This window comes from Thermosphaera sp. (genome assembly GCF_059755995.1).
Genome location: NZ_DBOUKL010000057.1, coordinates 1 through 8,639 on the forward strand (window position 1 = coordinate 1; position 8,639 = coordinate 8,639).

The 8,639-nt window shown below is 46.1% G+C and carries 8 protein-coding genes; all 8 read left to right on the forward strand.

The features are described from left to right. A partial coding sequence (locus AC3OH0_RS05650) for a hypothetical protein (RefSeq protein WP_498345085.1) occupies nucleotides 1–193 on the forward strand: 193 nt, incomplete at its 5' end. A 263-nt stretch (nucleotides 194–456) separates the two neighbouring features. After that, on the forward strand, nucleotides 457–1,245 hold the full coding sequence (locus AC3OH0_RS05655) for an ABC transporter permease (protein ID WP_498345086.1): 789 nt from the start codon (nucleotides 457–459) through the stop codon (nucleotides 1,243–1,245). A gap of 3 nt (nucleotides 1,246–1,248) precedes the next feature. Beyond that, the gene (locus AC3OH0_RS05660; protein ID WP_424738985.1) at nucleotides 1,249–2,124 is read left to right on the forward strand and encodes an ABC transporter permease; all 876 of its coding nucleotides are present in this window, start codon (nucleotides 1,249–1,251) and stop codon (nucleotides 2,122–2,124) included. A gap of 5 nt (nucleotides 2,125–2,129) precedes the next feature. Beyond that, complete coding sequence (locus tag AC3OH0_RS05665) at nucleotides 2,130–3,161, forward strand: ABC transporter ATP-binding protein (RefSeq protein WP_424738983.1); 1,032 nt, start codon at nucleotides 2,130–2,132, stop codon at nucleotides 3,159–3,161. Then, nucleotides 3,145–3,936 carry an ABC transporter ATP-binding protein gene (locus AC3OH0_RS05670; protein WP_424738980.1) on the forward strand — a complete coding sequence of 264 codons (792 nt, stop codon included), beginning with the start codon at nucleotides 3,145–3,147 and terminating at the stop codon, nucleotides 3,934–3,936. Before AC3OH0_RS05665 ends, AC3OH0_RS05670 begins: the two co-directional genes overlap by 17 nt. A 164-nt stretch (nucleotides 3,937–4,100) precedes the next feature. After that, nucleotides 4,101–5,201, forward strand: a complete 1,101-nt coding sequence (locus AC3OH0_RS05675; RefSeq protein WP_424738977.1) for a right-handed parallel beta-helix repeat-containing protein — start codon at nucleotides 4,101–4,103, stop codon at nucleotides 5,199–5,201. Beyond that, on the forward strand, nucleotides 5,194–6,660 hold the full coding sequence (gene bgaS, locus AC3OH0_RS05680) for a beta-galactosidase BgaS (protein ID WP_424738975.1): 1,467 nt from the start codon (nucleotides 5,194–5,196) through the stop codon (nucleotides 6,658–6,660). Before AC3OH0_RS05675 ends, bgaS begins: the two co-directional genes overlap by 8 nt. Further along, entirely contained in the window at nucleotides 6,657–8,066 is a 1,410-nt protein-coding gene (locus AC3OH0_RS05685) for an ABC transporter substrate-binding protein (protein ID WP_498345087.1), read from the forward strand. The genes bgaS and AC3OH0_RS05685 overlap by 4 nt, the downstream gene beginning before the upstream one ends. The last annotated feature ends 573 nt before the right edge of the window (nucleotides 8,067–8,639 follow it).

The following is an 8,639-nucleotide window of genomic DNA, read 5'->3' on the forward strand; positions in this document are numbered from 1 at the left end:
GCCCCAACAGCCTCCACCACAAAACGCTACGCAGGCTCCCGCTCCCACAACCCAGCAGCCTACCCCACAGCAACCACCTGCGGCACAGCCTACCGACTACACGATGCTAATTGTTGCACTAGCAGTAGTCATAATACTAGTGGCTATCATAGCCCTCCTATACTTAAAGCGGCCGAAAAAGACTTCTAGCTAGGGTTTATAACAAAACCGGTGTTTAAAAAAATGTTTTTTTCCTCCCTGGCTCTAAGTAGAAAATTTTTGATAAGCCTCCTAAAGAGGATAACCTGGCTTATCCTGACGTACTGGATCACGATATCAATCATCTTCATTTTACCCCGGCTTATCCCTCAGAACCCCGCCTGGAACTATCTTCAAAGCCTTTACCAACAGTACATGCTTTATCCTGAAACACTGAAGGCCTACGAGATCCGTCTTCTAAGAGAGTACGGTGTAGGTATGCCGTTATGGTGGCAGTACATGGATTTCCTAGTACGGACCTTCTCTGGAGACCTGGGAACATCTATCTCGTTCTATCCAGCCAAGGTCGTTGAGATCTTTGTGCGCGCTATTCCATGGACCCTAGCACTGTTAGTCCCCTCAATCCTGCTTTCATGGACAGTGGGAACCCTCCTAGGAGCCTATATAGGCTATAAGCGTGGAAAAAGAATAGAGAAAATATTCATGAGTTTCTCGTTTATAATCTCCAATATTCCATCCTACTGGCTTGCCCTCCTCATGATCTTCACATTCTCCTTCACGCTCAAGTTATTCCCATCGGGTGGAGCCCTCTCACCGGGAATAACCCCTTCTCTCTCATGGGCATTTATATCCGACTTTCTGTGGCACTATACACTTCCATTTGTAACGCTCTTCATAATATGGACCGCGGGCTGGACTGGCAACATGCGGGCCCTGGTTTCATCCGAGCTTGAAAGCGAATACGTGAACTATCTGCGGAGCATGGGGGTAAAGGACAGCATAATCTTCAGGTATGTCATGCGCTACGCCATGATCCCCCAGCTCGTAGGGCTTGGCGTCGCTATGGGTGGAGTAGTTGTAGGAAACCTCTTCGTAGAGACGGTCTTCAGTTATCCCGGAATAGGCTACTTTGTCAGCGCGGCGCTAGGCTCTCTGGACTACCCGCTTATCCAAGGATTCTTTGTACTAATCGTGGGCTTCGTATTTCTATCAAATTTCATGGTAGACTTGCTACGCCTGGCTCTCGACCCCAGGGCAAGGGTGTAGAAGATGAGCGGTAGGAACGTCTATATGGAGACAATAACATATCTCTTCAAGCGTAACAAGCGTTTCTTGATAGCTTTCACTGTCTTCACCGCTATACTGCTAACTGGATTGTTAGGACCAATACTTTACCCTGTAGATCCCTACTACATGGGGTTTCCCATCCAGCTTCCTCCATGTTGGTCCCATCCGCTGGGAACAGATAGGTTTGGACGAGACATTCTAGCACAACTTCTATACGGCATAAGAACCTCACTATACATCGGCTTCCTAGTTGCGGTAGTCTCAACCTTTCTCGGAACCCTTCTCGGGTCTCTCGCAGGATACTTTGGCGGATGGCTCGACAGCATTGTTGACGGCTTGACCAATATGCTCCTCACAATACCCTCAGGCTTCGTGCTGATAATAGTCACAGCATACATACCCAATAGGACAGTCGAGATACTCGCAGTGATAATGAGCATATTTCTTTGGCCAGGCTACGCGAGAGGAATAAGAGGACAGATAAAAAGCCTGCTTAACAGCGACTTCATAATTCTCAGCCGCGTCTCGGCACTGAGCTCTTGGAGGATACTCTTAGAGGACATATTGCCCAACATTATGGTGTTCATAGTTGTGAACTTTGCCTCATTTCTCGGGTCTGGTATATGGATGGAAACAGCTCTTTCCTTCATAGGTGTGGGAGCCCTCAGGACAATATCCCTTGGATCACTCCTTTACTGGGCTGGAACCCTAGACGCCATAAGAAGGGGATTATACTGGATGTTTATTCCTCCCGGAATCATAATAACGGCTACAGTAACCTCTCTACAGGTACTAGCAACATCACTCGAACCCGTTTTCAATCCCAGGCTAAGAGAGGTTGGTATAGCCGAGGTGTAATCACTATGACTCTCAACGGAAAGATCCTCTTGGAGCTAGACAATGTTCGGGCATACTATTACATAACTCACCGTGGAGTGGAAAGAGCCGTAAAGGCAGTTGATGGAGTCTCGCTGAAGGTCTATAATGGGGAGATTCTAGGAATAATAGGTGAGAGTGGCTCGGGAAAATCAACCCTTGCCGAAGTTATGATGATGAACATACGCCCCCCTCTAAGATTCCTTGAAGGTAAGGTAACATTTCACGATGAGGAGGAAGGCATTATAGAACTGTCCACAAAGACTTACGAGTATCTGCAAAACCACGTATTCGGGAGCAGGATAGCCATCGCCCCTCAAACGGCAATGGTTGCCCTACCCCCCGCTCATAAGCTATGGAAGATTGCGAGGGATATTTTCGAATCTCACGGTATAGTCAAGACTAAGGAAGAAGTCGTTGCCCACTTAAGCGAGATATTCGAGAAGCTTAAGCTTCCGCCTGAAACGCTCAACAAGTACTTCTTCGAGCTTAGTGGCGGTATGAAACAGCGAGTCGTCCTAGCTATGTCCTCACTTTTAAACCCTGACATCCTTATAGCTGACGAGATAATAGCTGCCCTGGACGTCGTCGTAGCTAAAACAGTTCTCGAGACGCTTAAACAGATCCGCGACGTCGGACTTGTAAGTTCGGTCGTATTCATATCTCATGATGTACCAGCAGTCTTTGAAGTCGCCGACAGGATAGCGGTCATGTATGCCGGGAAAATTGTTGAGATAGGTCCCTCTGCAGAGATAGCGAGAAACCCTCTACACCCCTACACACGACTCCTACTTGAATCACTCGTCACCATTGAAAAAGGAGTGGAGAGGGGAAAACTTAAATGGGTCCCCGGCGAGTTTCCAGATCTATCCAATCCTCCACCCGGTTGTAGATTCCACCCACGATGCCCATTTGCGAGGAGTGTATGCAGGGAGGTTATACCTGAACTAGTTGAAGTGAGACCCAATCATTATGTTGCTTGTTTGATGTACGGTGAGAGATATGGGAGTAGTTCTTGATGCCCGGAATATAACAAAGATCTATGAATCTGGCTTCGTCAGGACTACACAAGTTAAAGCACTCGATCGTGTCAACTTGAGAGTTTCCCAGGGAGAGATAATAAGCATTGTGGGCGAGAGCGGGTCAGGGAAAACAACCCTAGCTAAGATAATAGCTAGGATAGAGCCTCCGACATCGGGGGACGTCGTCTTTCTAGGCAAAAACGTATGGAAGGATATACGGGAAAAGGAGGACATTAAATGGTTCTACAGGAACCTAAACATAATCTTGCAAGATCCCTACGCTGTCTTCAACCCATTCCATAAAGTGGACAGGGTACTTGAAATCGCGCTGAAGCTAAATGGAATAGATCCTTCGAGCGAGGAGGGAAAGAAAAGTATCCTTGAAGCCGTTAAGAGCGTTGGCTTAAACCCGCAAGAAGTCCTAGGGAGATATCCGCATCAGCTCTCAGGAGGACAAAAGCAAAGACTTATAGTAGCAAGGCTGTACCTTATCAAGCCTAAACTTATCATATCCGACGAGCCTGTTTCCATGGTTGACCCTTCACTAAGGGCACTAATATTAAAGCTGCTCGTGGACCTCGTCCAAGCTACCGATTCATCAATGATCTTTATCACCCATGATATTGGCCTTGCCTACCACGTGGCTACCAGGATGATCGTCTTGTACAAGGGGAGAATAGTTGAAGAAGGTTCACCCGAAGAAATAGTGTCACAGCCCCGAGAAGAATACACTAGAACTCTTATCAGCAGTCTTCCAAGGGTGGTGCGATGAAGTCACAGGAAGACAGGTTTACAATTCCGCTCATATTTATCTTATTTATATTATTAACATTACTTATTTTAACTACGTACTTTGATTTATATTCTAAAATAAATTATTTTTATAATATTTATCCTAGACAAAGTTATATAAATATTGAAGAGGTGAATAAAAGTATGATATTAGGAATAACAGAGGAAAAAACAGGCTACCTGCTCTTCGACTGGGTAAAGGGCAACGTTATCATCCGGAGCAGGAGCGCCGACGAGGTATTTGAACACGCTGTGAAGCTACTCGCCCCCACGGGCGGCTCTATCATAGTTAACCCAGGAACGTACACCCTTACGAAACCACTGACGCTTGGCTCGAAAATTTCCTTAAAAGGAAATGGTTTTCCAACACTTGTCTTCCCAGCTAACAGTGATGGCATAGTGATAAGCGAGGATTCTTCATATGTTGAAATATCGGGTCTTATAATAAGGGGCTCTAAGGAAAGCAGGAGTGGAGCCCTCCTAAGAATAAAAAAACATGGTTTTACTATTCGGATAGCTAACCTCGAACTGTTCAGTCATTACGACGGCATCATCATTGAGGGAGGTATGCCTCCCAAGGACTTTTGGGGGATAATAATATCGGGCGTTCACGTCCACGACATGTCCAATAACGGGCTTGTTGTTAAGGGATATGGTAACGTGCTATACGTCAAGGAGTCTAATATTGCAAACTCCGGTAATGCGTGTATTGTCCTGGAAGACACTGCGGACGGTGTGATGGAGTTCAATAACATTCACTGTTTTAACAGCGGTAAGTACAGCGTCTTGGCGTATAACACCCAGGGAGGCTATGTTCAGCACAAGCGTTTCGTACACTGTAACCTTGAGGGAATAGACATGAGGCCCGAGACTTCCAGATTCACAAACTGCATAAACATAGCTTTCATAGACGTGGAAATAGCAGGGATGCGTGGGAACGGTCTCGAGCTTATAAATTGTCGTGATGTAAGGATCATCGGAGGCCGAATAATAAACAACAGTATCGGATCTCCTTTAAAGTACTCCGGGATATACCTAAAGGACTCAAGGAACGTGTTGATTCAAGGCGTCTTCATATACGACTTTTCCCCACCAGGACAAAAGACACAAGGATTCGGTATCTACGAGGATGGGAGTAGCGACTATAATATCTTCCAAGGAAACGTCTTAAGCGGTAACGGGCTTGCAGCCTTGAAGGTTTCCGGTACCCATTCAATTGTCCAAGGCAACATCGGGGGTGACTGACTTGAAAGGTAAAGAAAAATTCTTCTTTGGTTTCTCTGAGTCCGGGTTTCAGTTTGAGATGGGGATTCCGGGAAGCGAGGATCCTAATTCTGATTGGTGGGTATGGGTTCACGATGGCGATAACATAGCCTCAGGCCTGGTTAGCGGAGACCTGCCCGAGAACGGTACAGGGTACTGGGATCTCTACAAAGTGGATCACAACATAGCCGAGTTCCTAAGCATGGACGCTGCCCGTATTGGGGTCGAGTGGAGCAGGATATTCCCGAGGGACACTAGGGGTGTGAAAGTACATGTTCAGCAGAGCAGTGAGGGTGGGATAGAGTTCATCGAGATAACAGATACCGCCATAAAGCAGTTAGACGAACTCTCAAATAAGCAAGCCGTCAAGAGATACAGGGAGCTCCTCTCCGACTGGAAAAACCGCGATAAGCTACTCATTCTAAACCTATACCACTGGACCATGCCGACGTGGCTTCACGACCCCCTGATGGTGCGAAGGTACGGACCCCTCCACGCGCCCTCGGGCTGGCTTTCAAAAGATACAATTGTAGAGTTCGCCAAGTTCGCCGCTTACATGGCTCACGTCTTTGATGAAATAGTCGATTACTGGAGCATAATGAATGAGCCGAACGTTGTATACATGGGGGGCTATTTCGGTACAGGGTTTCCTCCTGGTATCATAAACCGTGAATACATGATGAACGCGGCGCGAAACCTGATAGAGGCAGTTGCCCGTGCCTATGATGCCGTCAAGCAGTATTCCAGGAAACCTGTAGGCCTCATACATGCAATAATATGGTTTGAACCCAAGTCTGATACAGAGGAGGCCATTAAAGCTACTAATAGAGCCGAGGAACTCTGGCAAAAAGGAGTCCTGGACTCACTAACCAGGGGACAATCTTTCTTCTATCCTTCGCCTCGGAAAGACCTCAGGAACCACATTGACTGGCTAGGAGTGAACTATTATAGCAGGCACGTTGTCGACGAGGCAAAGAACTCGCTCGGATACAGGTACGTTAAGGGCCTGGGATTCTCGTGTGGTGCGAGGAAATCACTAGCCGACCGCGTATGTAGCGATATAGGTTGGGAGTTTTACCCTGAGGGGCTCTACAAGATCTTGTTAAAGCTCTGGAAGGAGTACATGCTCCCTATGATAATTACCGAGAACGGTGTAGCTGATGCGGAAGACAGTATTAGGCATCAGTACATTTTTGAGCATGTAAGATCTGTCTTCAAAGCCATCCGGGAAGGGGTTGATGTGAAAGGCTATCTGCACTGGGCACTTACAGACAACTACGAGTGGGCTTCAGGGTTCAGACCAAGGTTTGGTCTCGTAGAGATTGATTATGTGACTAAGCGTCGAAGGATTAGGCCTAGTGCTATAGTCTTGAAACACATTATTCACGAGAACGAGGTTCTCGAGAACTATGTATATGATCCTGAGGTGAAGCCTCGTTGAGACTTCGAGTCCTTATACTTGTGGCGATTATCGCAATTTTCATAGGATTATTTATTTACGCATACATTGAGTACCTAAGGCTTAAAGAAATCTATGAAAAGTCTTTTCTTACGGTTCTAACCGGGGAACACATCTCTATAGCAACAGATCTCTCGCTCTCATTCACGAGTAATCTGAGATTTTGGTTGCTTGTTAAACCACCAATATACCCAGCCTGGGCCTATCCTCCTCCTCCAGCCAAAGAGATAGGTATAAGCAACATCACCTTTGTAAGACTGAGTACTCTAACCTCGGGCAATAGATCCGTCGATGGACTTATGCTGATACAACCTGACTCGATCCATTATTTGAGAGAGCACGCTTCGATGCTTTCAGTGCTAAACAAGACGATAATAAATAGGGTTCCACCCGTATTCGTGGATCGCAATGGCAAGTACGTTACTGTGGCTTTCAGGGTGAACTCCATCATCGTTAACAAGAAGATGCTGAATGAGCTAGGTCTACCCGGGATAAACAGTCTTTCAAACATCTATGACTTTTTCACTGCTAATCCTTCGGAGGCAATCAAACTTACAATCATAATGCCTAAACCTTCAGCTAACACTCCTACACAATATCTACTCTCTAAAACCCTTGAGATCCATGGGTGGGAGAGAGGACTCCAAATACTAATCGTCCTAGCTGGTCTATCAACAGTTACAGAGAGGGCTAATGATGCCGCTGCCCAGGTAGCACTCGGAATCTATCCCTTGACTATAGGAAATAACGACAACGCCTTCTCAGCCTACATTTTAAGCGGAGGAGATGCCGACCTCATGTTCATAAAGGAAACTAATTATGAGCCCTTGACTTTAGCGGCACTCGAAACAGGTAAAAAGGTCTACGTCGAAAAACTAATACTTTGGTTCCTCTCAAGAGACGGCCAGAAATCGTTCCTAACATACACAGACTACATACCTGTTAATTTCTCCGATACAAACGCATCTAACCACAAGATCGATTATCTATCATCGACTATCAAATACCTAGGCAACCAAGAAATATTCAACTACTCACTGAAACCTGAAACACAAAACTACAGCAGCCTAGCTTTACAGCTCTACGAGAAAGTTTTCCTCGAAGAAGAAGTCCAGGCGAGTCTCAAAAAGCTTTTCCAGAAGATTGCGCAGGAAAACAACCCGATCAAGGCACAGGAAGTAATCCAGAGTCTAAGCAACCATATAAAAGTGCAGGACCCTTGGAGTGGAAGCCTTGTCGAGTTAAACCCAGAGTATTTAGCTCAAGTTCAAGCCAGGCTCTCAAGGATGAATCCATCCGAAGCGTCTTCCTACTTCGACAAACTGCAGAACAGCTTAAGACAATGGATTATGGGTAAAATATCGACGTTCTTGTCAGAGTCCCCTTAGCATTGTAGACCTATACAACTGAAGTTTCTTTTTAAAATTACCACGTGTGGAGGGATAGGAGGATAAAACCAGGTATAGCCTGGCATACGCTGAATAAACCCTTAGAGTGGCTGAGTCTACAAGCTATATAGGTCTCCACGCGGCAAGCATGGCCATAAATACGAGAATGGCAAGGTCACCCCCACCGCTTCCATCCACAACAAATAATCCTTCAATCATTGTAAGAGAAAAGGGGTACAGGTCTATCTACTTCACGGGTCAGCTTGGTAGACTCTATTGGAGAACAGGGCTACCAGAGTACGGGTCACTGTTACTTAATTCTATTACCTGGGCAAGTTCACCTCCACTATAAGAGCATTGTCAGACGGGACACTTCTATTCGAGCCATACACGAGGAGCGGGCAACTAGTGCTTCACTTGTTGAATGAAACACGTGACAAGAGAGTTATACTTAGAGGAAACACCTAGGAACCTGGAATGCGGCACTCGAAATCTGAAGCCGTAACTGCTTTTTACTGTAGGAGGTGTAAGGCGCCTCTATAACGCTTTTGCCCGAACTCATCATTTATATTT